This is a genomic window from Pedococcus sp. P2_F6 (assembly GCF_056403675.1).
Map to the genome: position 1 here is coordinate 25118 of NZ_JBFUEZ010000002.1, position 20459 is coordinate 45576.

19 protein-coding genes are annotated in these 20459 nt (G+C 70.6%); 8 read left to right on the forward strand and 11 right to left on the reverse strand.

Translation table 11 applies throughout. From position 1 onward, the window contains the following. Positions 1 to 103 precede the first annotated feature (103 nt). The 7 genes from AC1DWP_RS05495 to AC1DWP_RS05525 form a co-directional block, all read right to left on the reverse strand. The gene (locus AC1DWP_RS05495) at positions 104 to 991 is read right to left on the reverse strand and encodes a hypothetical protein (RefSeq protein ID WP_477613465.1); all 888 of its coding nucleotides are present in this window, start codon (positions 989 to 991) and stop codon (positions 104 to 106) included. Next, positions 978 to 1922, reverse strand: a complete 945-nt coding sequence (locus tag AC1DWP_RS05500) for a hypothetical protein (RefSeq protein WP_477613466.1) — start codon at positions 1920 to 1922, stop codon at positions 978 to 980. Before AC1DWP_RS05500 ends, AC1DWP_RS05495 begins: the two co-directional genes overlap by 14 nt. Before the next feature lie 243 nt (positions 1923 to 2165). Then, on the reverse strand, positions 2166 to 3251 hold the full coding sequence (ychF, locus tag AC1DWP_RS05505; protein ID WP_477613467.1) for a redox-regulated ATPase YchF: 1086 nt from the start codon (positions 3249 to 3251) through the stop codon (positions 2166 to 2168). A 63-nt stretch (positions 3252 to 3314) separates the two neighbouring features. After that, positions 3315 to 4181 (reverse strand): thioesterase family protein, encoded by an 867-nt coding sequence (locus AC1DWP_RS05510; RefSeq protein WP_477613468.1) that lies wholly within the window; start codon positions 4179 to 4181, stop codon positions 3315 to 3317. A gap of 69 nt (positions 4182 to 4250) precedes the next feature. Next, positions 4251 to 6560, reverse strand: a complete 2310-nt coding sequence (locus tag AC1DWP_RS05515; protein ID WP_477613469.1) for a zinc metalloprotease — start codon at positions 6558 to 6560, stop codon at positions 4251 to 4253. Positions 6561 to 6680: 120 nt separating this feature from the next. Continuing rightward, entirely contained in the window at positions 6681 to 7343 is a 663-nt protein-coding gene (locus tag AC1DWP_RS05520; RefSeq protein WP_477613470.1) for a peptidoglycan-binding protein, read from the reverse strand. A 208-nt stretch (positions 7344 to 7551) separates the two neighbouring features. After that, positions 7552 to 8445 (reverse strand): NUDIX hydrolase, encoded by an 894-nt coding sequence (locus AC1DWP_RS05525; protein ID WP_477613471.1) that lies wholly within the window; start codon positions 8443 to 8445, stop codon positions 7552 to 7554. Positions 8446 to 8493: 48 nt separating this feature from the next. On the opposite strand from AC1DWP_RS05525, the gene AC1DWP_RS05530 reads away from it, so the two are divergent. Beyond that, a complete protein-coding gene (locus AC1DWP_RS05530; protein WP_477613472.1) occupies positions 8494 to 9690 on the forward strand; it encodes a DNA recombination protein RmuC in 1197 nt (398 codons plus the stop codon). Here AC1DWP_RS05530 and AC1DWP_RS05535 read toward each other — a convergent pair. Then, entirely contained in the window at positions 9627 to 10913 is a 1287-nt protein-coding gene (locus tag AC1DWP_RS05535; protein WP_477613473.1) for a cytochrome P450, read from the reverse strand. The genes AC1DWP_RS05530 and AC1DWP_RS05535 overlap by 64 nt on opposite strands. A 138-nt stretch (positions 10914 to 11051) precedes the next feature. Further along, positions 11052 to 12077: a 4-hydroxy-3-methylbut-2-enyl diphosphate reductase gene (locus tag AC1DWP_RS05540; RefSeq protein ID WP_477613474.1), complete on the reverse strand. Its 1026-nt coding sequence runs from the start codon at positions 12075 to 12077 to the stop codon at positions 11052 to 11054. Between the two features lie 116 nt (positions 12078 to 12193). Between AC1DWP_RS05540 and xseA the strand changes: the two genes are divergently transcribed. Together xseA and AC1DWP_RS05550 are read left to right on the forward strand one after the other, a co-directional pair. Next, positions 12194 to 13456 carry an exodeoxyribonuclease VII large subunit gene (gene xseA, locus AC1DWP_RS05545; RefSeq protein ID WP_477613475.1) on the forward strand — a complete coding sequence of 421 codons (1263 nt, stop codon included), beginning with the start codon at positions 12194 to 12196 and terminating at the stop codon, positions 13454 to 13456. A gap of 11 nt (positions 13457 to 13467) precedes the next feature. Continuing rightward, on the forward strand, positions 13468 to 13788 hold the full coding sequence (locus tag AC1DWP_RS05550) for an exodeoxyribonuclease VII small subunit (protein WP_477613476.1): 321 nt from the start codon (positions 13468 to 13470) through the stop codon (positions 13786 to 13788). A gap of 18 nt (positions 13789 to 13806) precedes the next feature. On the opposite strand, the gene AC1DWP_RS05555 is transcribed toward AC1DWP_RS05550, so the two are convergent. Next, positions 13807 to 14364 carry a DUF4245 domain-containing protein gene (locus tag AC1DWP_RS05555; RefSeq protein ID WP_477613477.1) on the reverse strand — a complete coding sequence of 186 codons (558 nt, stop codon included), beginning with the start codon at positions 14362 to 14364 and terminating at the stop codon, positions 13807 to 13809. Positions 14365 to 14460: 96 nt separating this feature from the next. Here AC1DWP_RS05555 and glpX point away from each other — a divergent pair, with 96 nt between their 5' ends. The 4 genes from glpX to AC1DWP_RS05575 are packed head-to-tail and all read left to right on the forward strand — an operon-like array spanning position 14461 to position 18638. Then, positions 14461 to 15504, forward strand: a complete 1044-nt coding sequence (gene glpX / locus AC1DWP_RS05560) for a class II fructose-bisphosphatase (RefSeq protein WP_477613478.1) — start codon at positions 14461 to 14463, stop codon at positions 15502 to 15504. After that, entirely contained in the window at positions 15501 to 16421 is a 921-nt protein-coding gene (locus AC1DWP_RS05565) for a carbohydrate kinase family protein (protein ID WP_477613479.1), read from the forward strand. Before glpX ends, AC1DWP_RS05565 begins: the two co-directional genes overlap by 4 nt. A 22-nt stretch (positions 16422 to 16443) precedes the next feature. Then, entirely contained in the window at positions 16444 to 18129 is a 1686-nt protein-coding gene (locus AC1DWP_RS05570) for a fumarate hydratase (protein WP_477613480.1), read from the forward strand. Beyond that, positions 18126 to 18638 (forward strand): beta-class carbonic anhydrase, encoded by a 513-nt coding sequence (locus tag AC1DWP_RS05575; RefSeq protein ID WP_477613481.1) that lies wholly within the window; start codon positions 18126 to 18128, stop codon positions 18636 to 18638. The genes AC1DWP_RS05570 and AC1DWP_RS05575 overlap by 4 nt, the downstream gene beginning before the upstream one ends. A gap of 6 nt (positions 18639 to 18644) precedes the next feature. Here AC1DWP_RS05575 and AC1DWP_RS05580 read toward each other — a convergent pair whose 3' ends face one another. Further along, positions 18645 to 19067 carry an Ohr family peroxiredoxin gene (locus tag AC1DWP_RS05580; RefSeq protein WP_477613482.1) on the reverse strand — a complete coding sequence of 141 codons (423 nt, stop codon included), beginning with the start codon at positions 19065 to 19067 and terminating at the stop codon, positions 18645 to 18647. A 147-nt stretch (positions 19068 to 19214) separates the two neighbouring features. Here AC1DWP_RS05580 and lhgO point away from each other — a divergent pair, with 147 nt between their 5' ends. Further along, on the forward strand, positions 19215 to 20414 hold the full coding sequence (gene lhgO, locus AC1DWP_RS05585; protein ID WP_477613483.1) for an L-2-hydroxyglutarate oxidase: 1200 nt from the start codon (positions 19215 to 19217) through the stop codon (positions 20412 to 20414). Positions 20415 to 20459: the final 45 nt, after the last annotated feature.

Genomic DNA, 20459 nt, shown 5'->3' on the forward strand with positions numbered 1-20459 from the left:
CGACGATTTACTCGGGCCTGACCTGCAGGTTTGCTGTTCACCCTGCAGCTCTTCGCCTTCGGCCGGCTCTGGACCAACCAGCTCAAGGTCCTCGAGGTGTGAGTCAGGCGGGTGGGTCCTCGGCATCCAGCGCCTTGCGGGCACCGCGTTCGGCCGCGGCCTGGATCTCGGCGTCGGTGAGCTGGTTGCTCTGTGCCGCAGCAAGGGCCTTGATGATCTCGAGTCCGGACGCCGCATCGCGGGCAGCGGCCTGCGCCGCGTTGCGGCCTGCGAGGGACCACTGCATGGCGAACTTGAGCGCGGAGCGCACGCTGACGGTCGGGTTGTCCGGGAACATCGGCGACGGGACGGTGTCGAAGTCCATCAGCTCCTCTGGGGTCGTGTCGACCTCGACTGCCAAGATGCCAGCCGCGTCCGCAGGCGGGATCAGCTGTCGGTCGAGCATCCGCTTGAGCAGCGCCAAGCCACCACACTGCTCGGAGACCGCCGTGGCACTGAAGTTGCCGTCCGACACGAACTTGCCGCGGGTGTAGTGGTTGGTGAAGCTCCAGAGGTACGGCGAGAGGACCTCGGGATGAAAGTCGCGATAGCCGAAGCCGTTGTACTCCTCGAGCTTGAAGAGCAACACGGGGACCGTCCAGGTACCGACCTCATGGAAACCGTGGCCCCTCAGGGCATCCTCGGCGCTCTCCTCCCAGGTGAAGGGAGGGTTGCCATGAGTCGGTCGGCCCGGTGGAAACTGGACCGTCCGGGCGGTCAGCGGATCTCCGTTGTGCAGGTGGCCGTTGAAGCTCTGGCCCGACTCGAGGCTGTGGATGGCCGCCACGACGTACCAAGGGGTTCCGACCTTGTTGGCGACAGCTTCATAGCGGCTCTGGTTCGCGACCGCCCGGTCGGCGACCGCGTCGATCGTGGCCACCCGTGCAGCGCGGACGGTGCAGGACGCGAAGAGCTCGTTGTACTCCTCACGGAGCGCATCAGACAGGGCCATTGCCCTCCTCCACCGCCTTGCGGGCACCGCGTTCGGCCGCGGCCTCGATCTCGGCCTCGGTGAGCTGGTTGCTCTGTGCCGCAGCAAGGGCCTTGATGATCTCGAGTCCCGACGCCGCATCGCGGGCAGCGGCCTGCGCGGCGTTGCGGCCCGCGAGGGACCACTGCATGGCGAACTTGAGCGCGGAGCGCACGCTGACGGTCGGGTTGTCCGGGAACATCGGCGACGGGACCGTGTCGAAGTCCATCAGCTCTTCGGGTTTCACGTCATCCTCCTGTGCTGCGATAAACATGGCGTCTGCTGCCGCGAAAATGGCGGCTTGGTCGATGTCGCCGGGGTCCCAGTGGTCGTTGCCGGGCACCTGGCAGTGGCCGAACCACCCGGCCCTGCTGTAGTTGGCCCACGTCCGCGGCACGGGGTCGAACTGCGTCTTCGAGAGTCGGCCGTTCCACTGGTCCGGAACTCCCCAGGAGTGGATCGCGCGCATCATGGCCCGGTAGCCGGGTCCTGGCTTCCACTCGTCCGTGAAGACCGCGTGTTGCGTCGTGACGCCGTGGGCGTCGGTGATCGGGCCCGGCCAGGCGATGAACTCGATCTGGATGTTGACGAGCCCGGACCCGTTGGTGCGACGCTTCACGGTCAAGTCAGGGTTGAGCTCGTTCGACAGCGCCCGCGCAGACCGGTCGAGCGGGAAGTACTGACCCAGCCGGTCCGTGACGGGGTCGTAGAGGAAGTGCGGCTCGGCTCTCTTCTCGGTGAGCACGTCATGCATGTCGTCGAAGAGCGCGGTTCCGTCGGGGTTCAACCCCGAGGGGCAGACGGTGACATGGGCAGTGACCTTGGGGTTGCCGCCTTCCATGACGCCGGAAGATCCCGAAGGTATGAGATCTTCGGCCTCCGGCACCCGCCGCTCACCGTTCACGGTGGACACCAGTCGGTGGGCGGCCGACCATGCACCCGCGCAAGCCCGCGTGGCCGTTCCCGCCACCTGAGCCCAGTGCGGTGCGGTTGCACAGGCGTGAACTGCGTTTGCCCACGCTTCGACTCTCCATGCCCGGGTGAGCCTTGTCATCGCGCGTTTGGCGTATTTTGCGTGAGGGACGTCGCCACCACGGTGACTGTGCTCGCGACCGAGCGCCGGGGGTCAGCTCAGCGACGGACCTGCACAGATGCGCTACACGTTGAAGCGGAACTCCACTACGTCGCCGTCGGACATGACGTAGTCCTTGCCCTCGATGCGCACCTTGCCGGCAGCCTTGGCCGCGGCCATGGAGCCAGTGGCGTCCAGGTCCTCGAACGAGACGATCTCGGCCTTGATGAAGCCGCGCTGGAAGTCCGTGTGGATGACCCCTGCGGCCTGAGGCGCCGTCCAGCCCTGCCCGATCGTCCAGGCGCGGGACTCCTTCGGACCGGCCGTCAGGTAGGTCTGCAGGCCGAGGGTGTGGAACCCGGTGCGAGCCAGCTGCGTGAGCCCGGACTCCTCCGCGCCGAAGGACTCCAGCATCTCCATGGCCTCGTCGGGCTCCATCTCCATGAGGTCGACCTCGAGCTTGGCGTTGAGGAACACCGAGTCCGCCGGTCCCACGAGCTCACGCAGCGAGGCGTGCAGCTCGGCATCGGCCAGCTGGTCCTCGTCGAGGTTGAAGACGTAGATGAACGGCTTGGTCGTGAGCAGGCCCAGGCTCCGCGCCTCGGCGAGGTCGACACCGGCAGCCGCGCCCGCGGCATACAGCGTGTTGCCCTCCTCGAGCACCTTCTGGGCGAGCACGGCGTTGTCGAACGACGCCTTCTTCTCCTTCTGGATCCGCGACTCCTTCTCGAGGCGCGGCACGGCCTTCTCGAGGGTCTGCAGGTCGGCGAGGATCAGCTCGGTGTGGATGGTCTCGATGTCGGACGCGGGCGAGACCTTGCCGTCGACGTGGACGACGTCGCCGTCCTCGAACGCGCGGACCACCTGGCAGATGGCGTCGGCCTCGCGGATGTTGGCGAGGAACTTGTTGCCCAGCCCCTCACCCTCCGAGGCGCCGCGCACGATCCCCGCGATGTCGACGAACGACACCGTCGCAGGCAGGATCCGCTCGGAGCTGAAGATCTCGGCCAGCCGTTGCAGTCGCGCGTCGGGCAGGGGGACGACCCCGACGTTCGGCTCGATGGTCGCGAACGGGTAGTTCGCGGCGAGCACGTTGTTCTTGGTCAGGGCGTTGAACATCGTGGACTTGCCGACGTTGGGCAGTCCGACGATTCCGATAGTGAGGGCCACGAGGCCGAGAGTCTACCGGCGCCCCGCACGCCGACCGACCACGCAAGGGCAGGGGTATGCCGGTCAGCCGGCCTTCGGGGGCGTCGCCCGGGCGAGCTGGCGCGAGAGTGCCACCAGCCGACCCTCGCTGTCCCAGACCTCCGCGTCCTCCTCGAGGAAGCCTCCAGCCAGCGTCCGGTTCGTCAGGCTGACCCTGAGCCACCCCGGAGCTGGCCGCGCGCGCACGTGGGCGGTCAGCTCGAGCGTCGGGGTCCAACCCGGCAGCCCGAGCTCGAACGCCACCGGAGGAAGCGCATCGACGGCCAGGAGCAGCAGCATTGGGTCCGGCTCGCGGCCGTCGGCCATGCGCAGCCAGCCCCGGATCACGCCGTTGCCCGACGGCTGGCCGACGGCCCAGCCCGTGGTGGCTGGGTCGAGCCGCATGTCGAGGCGTTCGAGCAGTGACGCGTGCTTGAGGAAGTCGGGCGGCGCCTGCGCGGCGGAGACACACTGGTCCGGCGGAGGCAGCTCCGGTGGCTGGGCTGACGTCGTGAGGTCGCCGTCGACGGACTCCAGGTCGCCATAGGTCGCGAGGAACCGGACCCGCTCGACCTCGCCCCCCGAGCCGTCGTCCTGGAGCAGGGACGCCTGGCCGGTCGACACCGCACGTCCGCGACGCACGATCGAGGTGCGCACCGTCGCCGGGCCCGGGACACCGGGTGTCAGGTAGTAGGCGCTGATCGCCAGGGGGTCCGGGTGCGCGGGGCGGTCGCCGTCCGCTGTCCCGAGCTCAGCGGCCAGGGCGCGGCCGGCGATGGCGAGCAGCACCCCGCCGTTGACTCCCCCACCGATCCGCCAGCCCTCGCCGAGGGCGGCGTCGTAGGCCCCAGGCTCCCCCACCCGTGCCGAAACCGCTGTCCCTGTGTCGAACTCGCTGGCCCCGTTGACCATTCGCTGCTCCCATCCGTGCGCCGCGCGGCATACCTGACGTCACTGGAGGGTATGCCGCGCAGCCGCCCGTCAGGGCGTGGCCGTGGCCTCCGCCACGTCCGCAGGGGCCGCTGACGCAGTCGGCGAGGGTTCGGACGAGGGGGCCGTCGGGTTCGTGCTGTCCGTCGGGCTCGTCGAGCCCTCCGGGCCAGTGGACGTGCTCGACGACGACGGGCTGCCGGTCGACCCCGTGGGTCCGGCGGTCGGGGACACCGTGCCGGCCGGGCCTCCTGACGGCGAGGTGGCGGACGAGGTGCCCGTCGAGGGCGCGGTCGGACTCGACGGGTTGCTCCCGGCCGGGGCAACCCAGGCCGGGTCCTGCTGGACGATCGCCAGGATCTGTCGCTCGTACTCAGTGAGCCGATCCTGAAGCTCGCTGAGCGGGACGCCCCTGATGGACTCTCCGAAGGCCGCGATCTCCTTCCACAGCTCGCCGAGGTCGGCGCTGCTCTGCTCGGTGAGCGGACCGGAGAGGGTCACCACGAGCTGCGTCGCGAGCGCCGCGGTGACGCACTGGACACAGCTGTAGTTGACGGCAGCCGCGACGTTCTCCGGCACGACGACGTGGGCATTCCCGAGGACGAGGACGACCTGGAAGGCCACGGCCACCGTCTGGCACCCCGCGCAGGACGCCAGGGCGTAGGCCTCGTTGGTGTTGGCCACCGTGTCGCGGTCCGCCCAGACGAGGGCGAAGGCCACGTCGTAGAGCGTGGACCCGTCTGTGGTGTTCACGGCCATGGCCTGGTTGCCGCCCTCACCGGGCGGCAACGGTCGGTTGAACGGGAAGACCCAGGTCGGCGGCTCCTCGCCGGCCTGGGCCTGACCGCTCCGCGGCACCATGACCACGGCCAGCTCCGGTTCCTCGGCCGTCGGCAGGGCGGCCCCCTGCGGCCAGACCGCTTGCCCGGCACCCTCTCGACCTTCCTGCAGCGTGGCGGGCACTCCCGACCGAAGCGTGCTCGAGACCGCGTCGGCCAACGTTCCCCGCTCGTAGGCCTGGACGGGCCGGTAGGTGCCCGGCTGCGGCCACCAGGACCAGGCGAGCCCGGCCACCACTGCCAGCGCGACCACGCCGGCGAGGGCACGCCGCACCGGACGTTCCTCCGTGGCCCGCCACGTGCCCGCGACGACCTGCCGCACGACCCGGGTGACGATGAAGACAACACCGAGGACGGGCAGGGCGATGGCGACGATGGACAGCGCCCGCACCAGCACGGCGAGCAGGTCGCCGTCTCCGAGCTGGGTCTCCAGCCGCGCCCACTGCCGACCGACGGACGCCCACGCGGTCCCCGCCACCCGAGGGAAGCTCAGGACCATCATCACGAGGGAGAACAGCAGCAGCGGCACGACGACGACCACCCACAGGGTGACGACCGCCCGGGCCCACGGCTTGAGCACCGTGGCCTCCGGGTCGTTCCAGTGCCGGGGAAGCAGGCCCACAAGGGTGGGCTTGATCCGGTGGTAGAGGTCGGGCACCCCTGTGAGGTCGGCCAGGACGTGGTAGCCGTCGAAGCGCACGAGCGGCGCCAGCTGGCGCACCATCTGGAGCACCTGCGTCGCGATGATCAGGAGGATGGCATCCCATCCGGTGGCCCACCACACACCGAACATCGCGACCGCGACGATCGCGTTGAAGTAGAGGCCGCCGAGATCGGTGCGGACCCGCCCAGCGCGACCCAGGCGATAGCTGTCGGTCACGTCGGTGTAGAACGCCGGCCAGACGAGGTACAGGCCAGTGCCCATCGCCCCCGGTGTGGCCCCGCCGTAGCGGGCTGCTGCGGCATGCCCGAACTCGTGGAAGCCAGCGGAGACGACGGTCAGGGCGAAGACCGCCAGCAGCAGGGCCGGCTGGTCGAAGGCCTGATGGGTGGCCGACGCGAGTCCCTTGTGGAGCAGCACCCAGCCGCACACCGCGAAGAAGGCGACCACGAGGACCACCACGACGACGGGCGCGAAGAGCAGGGCGAACGGCGCGGTGACTCGCCTGGTCGCCTCCGGGTCCGAGACGACGTACTTGAACCGCAGCGCGAGCAACGGGTTCGAGCGGCGCACCTCCGGGTCCGAGCCGTCGACCTTCGTGAGGAGCCCGAGGGTGCGCAGCTTGCTGTCACACAGCGTCTCGACGTCCGCGGCGGAGACCTGACGACCGACGGCCTCTCCCACTGCCTCGGCCACCTCTGCCAGCGACCGGCGGCCGTCCACCTGCTCCAGCACGGCGTAGAGCAGCGGAGTGAGCTGGATCGTCTGGCCGTCGCCGCGGCGCACGAGAGCGGGCGCGACGCGGTAGCCAGACCCGGGCACCGCGCCGAGGAGCTGCACTCCGTCCGCACGCACCGGCACCGCACCCCCATCGGAGAGTGGGGGTGCGGTACCTGCGCGGGTCTGGTCTGGGGCAGGTGCCGGTGCAGCGGGGGCCCCTCGGCCCTCGAAAGGTGTCACGTCAGGAAGACTCCGCGCCGACTACTGGGAGATGTCCGACGACTGGTCGGTCGTCGCGTTCGCGTCGGCGTCGATGTGCTGCACGATGATCGCGTCCTGCTGGGCGAGCGCCGCGGCGTCGGAGTCGATCGACCCGATGTTGGCGGCGACCGCGGCGTCGATGGGCGCAGCGACGTTGGCGTTGGCGGCCACGGCCCCGGCGATCGGGGCAGCGAGGTCGAGGTCGGCGGCGAGGTCGACGTCGACGTTGAGCAGGTCGCCGTCGAGCGCACCGTCGCTGGTGACAGGAGCCGCCGCGTCCGTGGCTCCGCTCGCCGGCGTGGTCGGGTCGACGGGCGCGTCAGCCGCTGCGGCGTCCGGTGCCGCCTGGTCGATGGTCGAGTCCTGACCAGCGTCCGCCACGGCCTCGCCGGTGATGCCCTGGTCGATGACGACACCCTGGTCGGCGAGCGCCTGGGCCTCGGAGCCCACGGAGAGGACGTTCGCGCCCACCGCGGCGTCGATCGGCGCCGCCACGTTGGCGTTGGCGGCGACCGCCAGGTCGATGGGGGCCGCGGCGTCGAGGCCGATGTCGAGGTCGGCGTTCAGGTCCAGGAGGCTGATGACCTCCTTGTCGGGCAGGGCGGTGGCGCCCTCGGCGGCCAGGTCGTCCGCGGTCAGCGGCGGCATGCTCGAGTCAGTCATGGTGCACTCCGTGTTCGACGGTTTCCCCGGCCCGATGACCCTGTGAGGCTATCGGGCACAGTCCCTCAATGCACATCGAAGAGCCCTCTGACCTGCGGCGATGCCACGGAGACGGCCCTCCCAGGACTCCCCCGGGCCGCCGCAGCGGCGGCTGCCGCGCGGCATACGCAGCGGCGGCTGCCGAGCGGCATACGTGGTCGACCTCACCTCACAGGGCCGGGAGTCCGTCCTCGAGGTATGCCGTGGGGCCCGCATGGACGGCGAGGAAGGCGAGCAGGCGCTGGTTGTAGGGCGCGACACGTTCCTCCCACTCCTCTTCGCCCGCGAAGTGCAGCGAACGAATCTCCCGGCGTTCCAACGTGGTGCGGGCGATGAGGTCGTCAGGTGCGACCCCGAGGTCGAAGACGAAGACCGTCGCGTCGGTCCAGCCGCGCCACGGCGGCAGCCAGTTGACCGCGAGCAGTCCCTTGACCTCCACGTCGATGGCGAGCTCCTCCTTGACCTCGCGCACCACGCACTGCGCCGGCGACTCCGATGGGTCGACCACACCGCCCGGCAGGTCCCACTCGGCCTTGTAGGTCAGCTCGCACAGCAGGACCCGGCCCTCGGAGTCCCGGAGCACCCCCTGGGCGATGGCGCGCTTGGTCGGGAGTGAGGAGTTGAGCAGCGCGATGAAGCCGTCGCGACTGTCGGGTGCGGCGTCCGTGCGCAGCCGGGCCAGGACCATGGTGTCGCGGCGGTCGCCCGGGCCGGAGAGTGCACCGCGCGCGACCCCCTCCTTGCGCAGACCGGCCCGAAGCGCAGCGCGCACGCCTGCTCGGTCGGCATCGTCGACCCGCGCCTCGATCCGCTGCACATCGAGGGTTTCGAAGGTCCAGGAGACGGCGAGGCGAAGGGAGCGTTCGACGATCCCCACCTCGCGGTACTCCGCGACGACCGCCCAGATCAGGTCGGCGTCCCCCGAACCGTCCTCGATCACCTCGATGCGCCCCACCTGCTCGCCCTCCCACACGACCGCGAAGGCGTGGTCACCAAGGCCACCGTCGTCCTCGATGACACGCAGGCTGAGGTCGTCTCCGTCCGTCAGGTGTGGGGTGGGCACCCGGCCAGCCTAGACACGGCTGTCGGCGCCAGGTGGGAAGGTCGGCGCATGGAACTCGTGGGCATCCTCATCCTCGGCCTGGTCGTCGGCGCGGCGGCCGGGTGGTGGGTCGCGCGCACCTCCGGCGCCGCCGCCCTCGCGTCGGCGCGCACCGAGTCCGACCTGCTGCGCGAGCGCGTGGTCGACCTCGAGGCGGCCGTCTCCGACGACGCGCAGACAGCAGCGGCACTGCTCCCCCTGCGCGACGCCCTGGCCCGGGTCGAGCAGCAGGTCGGCACCCTGGAGCGCGACCGCACCAGCCAGTTCGCCGCCCTCGAGACCACGATCGCCGCCGTCCGCGAGACCACCACCGCCCTCGGCCGCCAGACGCAGTCACTGGCCGGTTCGCTCAACTCCTCGACGGTCCGCGGTGCATGGGGAGAGGTGCAGCTGCGCCGGGTCCTCGAGCACGCGGGGCTGCTCGCGAGGTGCGACTTCGACGAGCAGGTGTGCCGCGTGAGCCGGCACCAGCGTCAGGTGCGCCCCGACGTGGTGGTGCGGCTGCCCGGGGACAAGTACCTCGTCATCGACTCCAAGGCGCCGATGGGCGCGTTCCTGTCGGCCCAGGCGGAGGACCTGTCGGCGAGTGAGCGCGCAACCTTCCTACGAGCCCACGCGGCGTCCCTGAAGTCGCACGTCACGGCCCTGGCCGCCAAGGACTACTGGACCGCCTTCGAGAACTCGCCCGAGATGGTCGTCTGCTTCGTGCCCAGCGACGCGATGCTCGCCGCCGCCCTGTCGGCCGACCCTGCCCTGCACGAGGACGCCATGGCCCGACGGGTCGTGCTGGTCGGCCCCGGGTCGTTGCTCGCCCTGCTGCGCACCGTCGCCTTCACCTGGCAGCAGGACGCCCTCACGGCCCACGCGCGGGAGGTGATGACCCTGGGCCGCGACCTCTACGACCGGCTGGGCACCCTGGGAAGCCACACCATGAAGATGGGCACCGCGCTGCAGAGGTCCGTCGAGGCCTACAACCAGATGGTCGGGGCGCTGGAGTCGCGCGTCCTCGTCTCGGCACGCAGGATGCACGAGGCAGGTATCGTCGAGCAGCCGCTGCCCAGCCCCCAGGCGCTCGAGGCGGGGCCCCGGGTCCTCACGGCGATGGAGCTCATCGAGGCGGCCACCGCCGACGCGGAGCGTCCTCAGCTCGCCTTCGACGACCTCGACGCCGCCCCGAGGTGGACCGGCAGGGAGTCCACCGCATAGACGATCGACTTGTCGCGGAACGCCAGGGTCTCCGGCTTCACCGTCAGGGCCAGCTCCGGGAACCGGCGAAGCAGCCTGGGGAACGCGATCCGCAGCTCCAGGCGAGCCAGCTCGGCGCCGACGCAACGGTGGAAGCCATAGCCGAACGCCACGTGGGGCGACGGTGGCCGGTTCGGGTCGAAGGTGCCGAGGTCAGGCCCGACCCGGTGGTCCCGGTCCGCCCGGCTGAGGGCGGCGATCACGACGTCACCCTTGTGGATCCGCTTGCCGAAGAGGTCGAGGTCCTCCTTGGCGAACCGGGGGAAGGCGATCTGGACGACGCTGAGGTAGCGCAGCATCTCCTCCACCACCCGGTCGATCGCGCTGTCTTCGTCGCGGACCAGCTCGAAGTGCTTTCGGTCCTGCAGCAGGACCAGTGCGCCGAGTGCCAGCATGCTGGCCGTCGTCTCGTAGCCGCCCGTGAAGACACCGTCTGCCAGACCGGCAACCTCCTCGTCGCCGACCTCGTCGCCCACTGCGGCGAGGATCCGGCCCAGCAGACCGTCGCCCGGGTCAGCCCGCTGCTTGCGGGTGGCGTCGAGGAGGAACACCTGGCTCTGCGAGATGGCACCGAAGGCGCCCGCGCCGCCGGCCGTCACGTCGAACCTGGCGTGGCTGAGGGTCATGAACCGCGCGCGGTCCTCGGCCGGCAGTCCGAGCAGCTCACAGATCACGAGGAACGGGATCGGGAACGCGAACCGCTCGACGAGGTCGACGACCGGGCCGCCGGCCTCCATCTGGTCGAGCTGCTCGTCGACGATCGCCTCGATGCGAGGCGTCAGCCGGTTGATCCGGCGCATGGTGAACTCAGGGGTGAGCAGGGTCCGCAACCGGGTGTGCTCGGGTGGGTCGGTGAACCCGAGCCCACCGACACTCGCCCCGGCCGCACCGACGTAGGGCCGGATGTCGTTGCTGAACCGTCGCTGGTCGGCCAGCACGGCCTTGACCTCTTCCTGGCCCGACACGAGCCAGATGTTCATGCCGAACATGTGCGCCAGCCGGTGCACGGGGTCCGGGGCCGAGGAGCCGATGCGGTGGACGGGGTCCAGCCCCGACCGTCGCAACGGTCGCAGGAGCCGGCGTGGGACGGCCTCCAGGCTCGTGAGGTCGACGGGCCCGCCACCCGTGGCCCGGGCGACGAGCCGCTGCGTCAGCCGCGTTCGCGCACTCGTCAGGCCGATCATGGCTCAGACGGTACCCGCGCCGGGTCCATCTCGTGGTCACCATCGTGCTGGACAGCGCGCGTCGTGACCGACCTCTCGCTGCCCGGTCGTTCCTCGTGCGCCACCTGGGACGCGACCAAGCCCTTGGTCAGCTCGACATCAGTGGAGCGAGCCGGCCTCTTCGAACGCCGCGTCGTGGCGCATCTTGTCGCTCAGGCCGCGGGCCTTGAGGTCGCGCCGGATCTCGTTGGGCAGCGAGAACAGCAGGCTCTCCTCGGCTGCGACCACCGGCGCGACATCGGCGTAGCCGCGCTCCGCCAGGTAGGTCAGCACGTCACGGACGAGCAGCTCGGGGACGGAGGCGCCGGACGTGACACCCACGGTGGCCACGCCCTCGAGCCACGTCTCGTCGATCTCGTCGGCGTAGTCCACGAGGTGCCCCGCCTTGGAGCCGTGCTCCAGGGCGACCTCGACGAGGCGCACGGAGTTCGAGGAGTTGCGGGAGCCCACGACGATCATCAGGTCGCAGTCGGGAGCCATCTGCTTGACGGCGAGCTGGCGGTTCTGGGTGGCGTAGCAGATGTCGTCGCTGGGCGGGTCCTGCAGCGAGGGGAAGCGCTCCCGCAGCCGGCGCACCGTCTCCATGGTCTCGTCGACCGACAGGGTGGTCTGCGACAGCCAGACGACCTTGTCGGGGTCGCGGACGGTCACGTTGGCCACGTCATCGGGCCCGTCGACGAGCGTGATGTGCTCGGGCGCCTCACCCGAGGTGCCGACCACCTCCTCGTGCCCCTCGTGGCCGATGAGCAGGATGTCGAAGTCGTCGCTGGCGAACCGCACCGCCTCGCGGTGCACCTTGGTCACCAAGGGGCAGGTCGCGTCGATGGTCTTGAGGTTGAGGGCCTTGGCCTCCTCGTGGACCACCGGGGCGACGCCGTGCGCCGAGAAGATGACCGTGGCGCCCTCGGGCACCTCGTCGGTCTCCTCCACGAAGATCGCGCCGCGCTTCTCCAGTGTCGTGACCACGTGCTTGTTGTGCACGATCTCCTTGCGCACGTACACGGGCGGGCCGTACAGCTCGAGGGCCTTCTCCACGGTCACGACGGCCCGGTCGACGCCGGCGCAGTACCCCCGCGGGGCCGCGAGCAGCACGCGCTTGGTGGGTCGTTCCGTGGCGTCAGTCATGGGTCCATCGTAGGTTGCCTCCGCACGGCACCCCAATCGCCGGTGAGGGTACGCGGCGTGGTCACCACGCGGCATACCCGAAGGATTGTCGGTGGCCACGTCCTAGAGTGAGCGGCGTGAGCGGCCCAGAACAGCGACCGGCGCTGCCCGAGAAGGCCGCAGACACCTCGGCCGAGTCGCCGTGGCCGGTGCGCCTGCTGAGCATGCGCATCGCCGAGTACGTCGAGAAGATGTCGGTCCTCTGGGTCGAGGGCCAGGTCGTCCAGCTCACCCGCCGACCGGGCCAGCGCACCGCCTACCTCACCCTGCGCGACCCCGACGTCGACATGTCGCTGTCGGTCGCGATCCAGGTCAACGCCCTCGACGCGATGCCGACCCCGCTGACCCAGGGCGCCCGTGTCGTGCTCCAGGCCAAGCCGGTGTTCTGGACCCAGCGCGGCTCGCTCATGCTCGACGCCCGCCAGATCCGGCCCGTCGGGGTGGGCGAGCTCCTCGCGCGCGTCGAGCACCTCAAGCGAACCCTCGCCTCGGAGGGACTGTTCGACGCCGACCGCAAACGCCCGCTGCCGTTCCTGCCACGCACCGTCGGCCTCATCTGCGGCCGGGCCGGTGCCGCCGAGAAGGACGTCGTCGAGAACGCGCGCCGGCGCTGGCCGACGGTCCGGTTCGCGATCCGCGAGGTCGCCGTCCAGGGTGGTTCGGCGGTGCAGGAGGTGATGGCGGCCCTGCAGGAGCTCGACGCCGACCCCGAGGTGGACGTCATCGTCATCGCCCGCGGCGGCGGGTCGGTCGAGGACCTCCTGCCGTTCAGCAACGAGGCCCTGGTCCGCGCCGTCGCCGCGGCCCGCACGCCGGTGGTCTCGGCGATCGGCCACGACGTCGACACCCCCCTGCTCGACCACGTCGCGGACTGGCGCGCCTCGACACCGACCGACGCGGGCAAGCGGGTGGTACCCGATGCGCAGGCCGAACGCCATGGCGTACGCCACTCCCGCGACCGCGGACGACGCGCACTGCACGCGCGAATCGCCAGCGAGCGCAGGCACCTCATCGCCCTGCGCTCCCGCCCCGTGATGGCACGGCCCGCCGCGATGATCGACGCCCGCCGCCAGGAGCTGGACGCACTCACCGACCGCGCGCACCGCCGCGTGCTCGCGTCCGTGCACCGCGCCACCGACCAGATCGCCCACCTCCGAGCCCAGGTGCGGACCCTGTCGCCGTTGTCCACACTCGAGCGCGGGTATGCCGTGGTGCAGCACCGCGACGGACGCGTGGTCATGGACCAGGCCGACGTGACGGTCAACGAGGTGCTGCGGGTTCGGGTGGCTCGTGGTGACTTCGCGGCGAGCGTCGTCGGGCTCCCGGACTCCTCCGGTTAGGCTCCTTCACCATGGCCAAGGGAGCAGACAAGGCGACGGCGGCCGCCGTCGAGAGCGACGGCACCGTCGGGAGCGACGGTGCCGTCGAGACGGACAGTGCCCTCGAGACGGACAGTGCCTTCGACGACGTGGCGGAGCTGTCCTACGAGCAGGCGCGCGACGAGCTCATCGACGTGGTCGCCCAGCTCGAGGGTGGACAGCTCGGGCTCGAGGAGAGCATGCGCCTGTGGCAGCGCGGTGAGGCACTGGCAGCGCACTGCAGCACCTGGCTCGACGGAGCGGAAGCCGCCCTCACCCAGGACGACGCCGAACAGCCCGGCCGGTCCGGCTGACCCGTCGCGGGCGCGGCGTCAGCCGGTCGCGACCGGCCGCAGCGTCTCGGCGAAGGCCGTCAGCTCTTCGAACGTGCCGGTGCCCGTGACGATCGTGGTGAGCTCGGTGGGGGTCTGCGCCCGGTGGACCAGGCTGTTCTGCAGCTTGCCGCTGCGCACGTAGGTGCCCCACGTCTTGCCGGCGGCCTGCACCTCACCGGTCTTGGTGGCCCGGTTGGTCTGGGCGGAGACCCACTCGTCGGTCGCGTCCTTGGTCTGCTCGATCGCGATGTAGTTGCCCGTCGGCGACTGGTAGCCCGCGTGCCAGGTCATCAGGCCGCCCGTGGAACGCACGTAGCGCACGCTGGTCGCCTTCCAGCCGTCGGGCAGCGCCTCGGGCCGGTCGATCGGCCAGCCGCTCTCCCTGGCGACCTCGACGGAGGCTCCAGCGACGTCGACCGGAGGCTGCGACACGCTGTTGACCCGGGGCACGATGGCGATGAGCGCCGCCACGATCACGCCGATGACCACCAGGGACCGGACCATGTTGGCCGCGGAGCCGTTGGCATAGGAACTACGGGGTGCGGGCGCGCTCACACCCCCATCGTCCATGACGCGCACCGCTCGGCGCCAACCGCCCCCGCCACCGATAGGCTGCACGCGCTCACCCGTCGCCGTGTGAAGGATCGATGCATGTCCGAGCAGCACCTCCCCTCGTCCCTGCGCGTGGGTGTCGAGGCACCTGACCGCAACCTCGCCCTCGAGCTGGTGCGGGTGACCGAGGCAGCCGCCATGGCCGGTGGCCGCTGGGTCGGCCGCGGCGACAAGAACGGCGCCGACGGCGCCGCCGTCGAGGCCATGCGCGCGCTCATCAGCACGGTGTCGATGAAGGGCGTCGTGGTCATCGGCGAGGGCGAGAAGGACGACGCCCCCATGCTCTACAACGGCGAGGAGGTCGGCGACGGCGTCGGTCCCGAGTGCGACGTCGCCGTCGACCCGATCGACGGCACGACGCTCACGGCCAAGGGCCAGTCCAACGCCGTCTCGGTGCTCGCCGTGTCGGAGCGCGGGTCGATGTACGACCCCAGCGCCGTCTTCTACATGGACAAGCTCGTCACCGGTCCGGAGGCCGCCGACGTCGTCGACATCCGCCTCCCGGTCGCCGAGAACATCAAGCGGATCGCCAAGGCCAAGAAGGAGACCGTCGAAGACGTCACGGTGGTCATGCTCGACCGCCCCCGCCACCAGCAGCTCGCCGCGGACGTGCGCGACGCCGGGGCACGGCTGCGCTTCATCTCCGACGGCGACGTGGCCGGCGCGATCATGGCGGCCCGCGACGACACCGGCATCGACCTCCTCCTCGGCATCGGCGGGACGCCCGAGGGGATCATCACGGCCTGTGCGATCAAGTGCCTCGGCGGCGTCATCCAGGGCCGGCTGTGGCCGCAGGACGACGACGAGCGCCAGCGCGCCGTCGACGCGGGGCACGACCTCGACCGGGTGCTGTCGACCGACGACCTGGTCACCGGCGAGAACTGCTTCTTCGTGGCCACCGGCATCACCGACGGCGAGCTGCTCAAGGGGGTTCGCTACCGCGCGGGCGGGGTGACGACCCACTCCCTGGTGATGCGCTCCAAGTCCGGAACCATCCGGCTCATCGAGAGCCACCACCAGCTCGCCAAGCTGCGCGCCTACTCGTCCATCGACTTCGACCACGCCCGCGGGGCCTCGTCGTGACCCGCCCCCGCGTCCTCGTGGTGGGCGAGGCCCTCATCGACATCGTGATCGACCCGGACGGCGAGTTGGTGGAACACGTCGGAGGCAGCCCTGCCAACGTCGCGGTAGGCCTGGCCCGGCTCGACCACCCCGTCGACCTCGCCACGTCGCTGGGCCACGACCCGCGCGGGGAGCGCATCGCCGGGCACCTGGCCCGCCACGGCGTGACCGTGCTCCCCACGAGCCGCGGGGACGACCCCACGTCCACGGCCGTGGCTCGGCTCGACGCGTCGGGTGCCGCCACCTACGTGTTCGACCTGCACTGGAACCTCCCGCCCATCCAGCCCGCCGACGGCACTGGCCACCTGCACACCGGTTCGATCGGGGCCGTCCTGGCGCCCGGCGCCACCAGCGTGCTCGAGGGCCTGCGGACCATGCGTGAGCTGGGCACCGTCTCCTACGACCCCAACATCCGCCCGGGGATCATGGGCGACCTCGACGACGTGCGCGAGCAGGTCGAGGGCATCATCGCCCTCGCCGACGTGGTCAAGGCCAGCGAGGACGACCTCGAGCTGCTGTATGCCGGGCAGGCACCCTCCGAGGTGATGGCCCACTGGGGCGAGCTCGGTGCCTCGCTCTGCGTCGTCACGCGCGGCGAGCACGGCGTCGTCTTCCGCGTGACGGGGACCGGAGAGGAGGGCAGCGCCGCAACCGCAGCCGAACGGGTCGTCGACACCGTCGGGGCCGGCGACTCCTTCATGGCCGGGCTCATCTCCGGCCTGCTCGCCTCCGGCCTGCTGGGCGACCCGGGTGCGCGCGAGCGCCTCCGCAGCGCGACACTGGAGGACGTCCGACCGGCCGTCGCCCGTGGCACAGCCACCAGCGGGGTCACGGTCGGGAAGGCCGGGGCCTACGCCCCCGCCCTCGACGAGCTGTAGACCAAGGAGAACATCCCCAACCATGCCCGAGAACGACTTCGACTACGCGGACCTGCTGCCGATCGGCCCGGACGAGACCGAGTACCGCCTGGTCACCACAGAAGGCGTCTCCACCGTCGAGGGACCCGGCGGACGCACGTTCCTGCAGGTCGAGCCCGAGGCGCTGCGGACGCTCACCGAGACGGCCATGCACGACATCGCGCACTACCTGCGCCCCGCGCACCTGGCCCAGCTGCGTCGCATCATCGACGACCCGGACGCGAGCAACAACGACAAGTTCGTGGCGCTGGACCTCCTCAAGAACGCCAACATCGCCGCCGGCGGTGTCCTGCCCATGTGCCAGGACACCGGCACGGCGATCGTGATGGGCAAGCGCGGCCAGCACGTGCTCACGGCGGGCACCGACGAGCGCGCCATCGCCGGCGGGGTCTACGACGCCTACACCCGCCTCAACCTCCGCTACTCGCAGATGGCGCCCATCACCACGTGGGAGGAGAAGAACACCGGCTCCAACCTCCCCGCCCAGATCGAGCTCTACGCCGACACCGCCGAGGGGCACGAGACGGCATACAAGTTCCTGTTCATGGCCAAGGGCGGTGGCAGCGCCAACAAGTCGTTCCTCTACCAGGAGACCAAGGCGGTCCTGAACCCCGAGCGCATGCTCGCCTTCCTCGACGAGAAGCTGCGCAGCCTCGGCACCTCCGCGTGCCCGCCGTACCACCTGGCCATCGTCATCGGCGGCACGAGTGCCGAGTTCGCCCTCAAGACAGCCAAGTACGCGTCGGCCAAGTACCTCGACGAGCTGCCCAGGGAGGGGTCCATCGCGGCGCACGGGTTCCGCGACACCGAGCTCGAGGAGCAAGTCCTCGAGCTGACCCGCAACTTCGGCATCGGCGCCCAGTTCGGCGGCAAGTACTTCTGCCACGACGTCCGGGTCGTCCGGCTCCCGCGCCACGGCGCGTCGCTCCCCATCGCCATCGCCGTCTCCTGCTCGGCCGACCGCCAGGCGCTGGGCAAGATCACCCCCGAGGGTGTCTTCATCGAGGTCCTGGAGCGCGACCCCGCGCGGTTCCTGCCCGAGACGACCGAGGAGCACCTCGAGGACGAGGGCGACGACGTCGTGCGCATCGACCTCAACCGGCCGATGGACGAGATCCGCGAGGAGCTCACGAAATACCCTGTCAAGACACGACTTTCGCTCTCCGGTCCGCTGGTCGTGGCCCGCGACATCGCGCACGCCAAGATCAAGGAGCGGCTCGACGCCGGCGACGGCATGCCTCAGTACCTCAAGGACCACGCCGTCTACTACGCCGGCCCGGCGAAGACGCCGGAGGGCTATGCGAGCGGCTCGTTCGGCCCGACGACAGCCGGTCGGATGGACTCCTACGTCGACCAGTTCCAGGCTGCCGGCGGCTCGATGGTGATGCTGGCCAAGGGCAACCGCTCCAAGCAGGTCACCGATGCGTGCGACACGCACGGGGGCTTCTACCTCGGTTCGATCGGCGGTCCGGCCGCCCGGCTCGCCCAGGACTGCATCAAGTCGGTCGAGGTGCTGGAGTACCCCGAGCTCGGCATGGAGGCCGTCTGGAAGATCGAGGTCGAGGACTTCCCCGCCTTCATCGTCGTCGACGACAAGGGCAACGACTTCTTCGCGTCCACCATCAAGCCGATGGCCATGTCCATCCCCAAGCGACCGGGACTCCTGTGAACGAAACTCCTGCCCCCCAAGGATTCGACGACCTCCTCGCCGCGAACGAGGCGTTCGCCGCCCGCTTCACGCTCGGCGGCTTCGACGGCATCGCGCACCGCGGCGTCGCCGTGGTCACCTGCATGGACTCGCGCATCGACCCGCTGCGGATGCTCGGCCTGTCCCCGGGCGACGCCAAGATCTTCCGCAACCCCGGTGGGCGCATCACGGCCAACGCCCTCGAGGCGCTGGTCCTCGGCGTGCACCTGCTCGGGGTCGAGCGCATCCTCATCGTCCCCCACACCCGGTGCGCGATGGCCAGCAACACCGAGGCCGAGCTGCGCGAGCGCGTCGGTGCCTCGGCCGGTCAGGACGCCTCGTGGCAGGGGTTCCACGTCATCGACGACCAGCGGGAAGCGCTGCTCGCCGACGTGCGCGCCGTCCGGTCGCACCCCCTCATCGGCGACCAGGTCGCCGTGGGCGGCTTCATGTACGACGTCGACACCGGCCTGCTGTCGCGGCTGGTCTGACCGCACTCAGGCGAGGGCGACCGTGACGTCGATGTTGCCGCGGGTGGCCTTGGAGTAGGGGCAGCGCTCGTGGGCGGCGTCGACAAGCTGCTGGGCGGTGCCGCGGTCGAGGCCCGGCACGTCCGCGACGAGGGCGACCGCGAGACCCACACCCGTGTCGGTCTTCCCGAGCGTCACGGTGGCGGTGACGGTCGAGTCCGAGGTGTCCAGACCCATCGCCGTGGCCACCGAGTTGAGGGCGTTGCCGAAACAGGCGGCGAAGCCGGAGGCAAAGAGCGTCTCGGGGTTGGCCTTGGGGTTGGCCTTGCTGCCGGGCTTGCCCAGCTTGAGGTGGACGACTCCGTCCTCGCTCGTGACGTGGCCGGCCCTGCCGCCCTGGGCGGTGGCCGCGATGGAGTAGAGCGGTTCGGTGAGTGACTCGTGGGGCATGGCGCTCGCCTTCGGTGGGGTGACGGGTGGTGACATCCTCGGCTCACCAACCGGTCGTGACAACCGCTGGCCGGCCATGGGCATTCCGGCGCGCCGATCATGGTCGTTCCGCCACGGGTCCGTCCCGGCCGGTTCTACGCTGGGCGCATGCCGACGCCGCTGCGCTATCTCGTGATCGGCGGCGGGATCATCGGGCTCGCCGTCGCGGAGCGGCTGTGCCGAGAGCACCCTGACGCCCACGTCACGCTGGTCGAGAAGGAGTACCGCTGGGCGGCCCACCAGACCGGGCGCAACAGTGGGGTGATCCACTCGGGGCTCTACTACGCGCCCGGCTCGAAGAAGGCTCTGATGTGCCGAGCCGGCGCCGCATCGATGGTTGCCTTCGCGGAGGAGGAGGCCATCCCCCACGAGATCTGCGGCAAGCTCGTCGTGGCCACGCGCGAGGACGAGCTGCCGGGTCTGGCGCGCCTGCAGGAGCGCGGCCTCGCCAACGGTCTGGTCGTCAACAGGCTGACCGGGGAACAGGCCAGGGAGAACGAACCGCACGTCAGCGCGCTCGCCGCCCTCCACGTTCCCGCGACGGGGATCATCGACTACGGCGCCGTGTGCGAGGCCCTCGTGCGGCGCCTCGAACGGGCAGGCGCCACCCTCATACTGGGGGCCGAGGTCCTCGGTGCCGTCCGCTCGGCGGCCACGACCATCGTGCGCACCACGGCGGGCGACATCGCGGCGGACCTCGTCGTGGCCTGCGCCGGTCTGCACTGCGACGAGGTCGCGCGCCGCCTGGGCCACCAGCCCTCGGCCCGCATCGTGCCGTTCCGCGGCGAGTACTTCGAGCTGACGCCCGAAGCGACACCGCTCGTGCGAAACCTCATCTACCCCGTACCCGACCCGGACTTCCCGTTCCTCGGCGTGCACCTCACCCGGGGCATCGGTGGGCACATCCACGCCGGGCCGAACGCCGTGCTCGCGTTCGCCAGAGAGGGGTACGACTGGCGCACCGTCAAGCTGCGTGAGCTGCGCGACACCCTGACCTACCCGGGCTTCTGGCGGCTCGCCGCCCGCAACTACCGCGCCGGCTCCGCGGAGATCGTGCGGTCCCTGTCCCGCCACCGGTTCGCCGACAGCCTGCGCCGCCTCGTCCCCGACGTGCGCGACGAACACCTGGTGCCGGCCCCGGCAGGGGTCCGCGCCCAGGCCATGAAGCGCGACGGCTCGCTGGTCGACGACTTCCTGATCGAGCGTTCCGGCTCGGTCGTGCACGTCCTCAACGCCCCGTCGCCGGCCGCGACCAGCTCCTTCGAGATCGCCCGGCACATCGTCGGCCTCCTCGACGAGTCCGCTTAAGCCAGCAACGCTTTTCGAGCAGATATGCCGGGTGGGGACCATCCG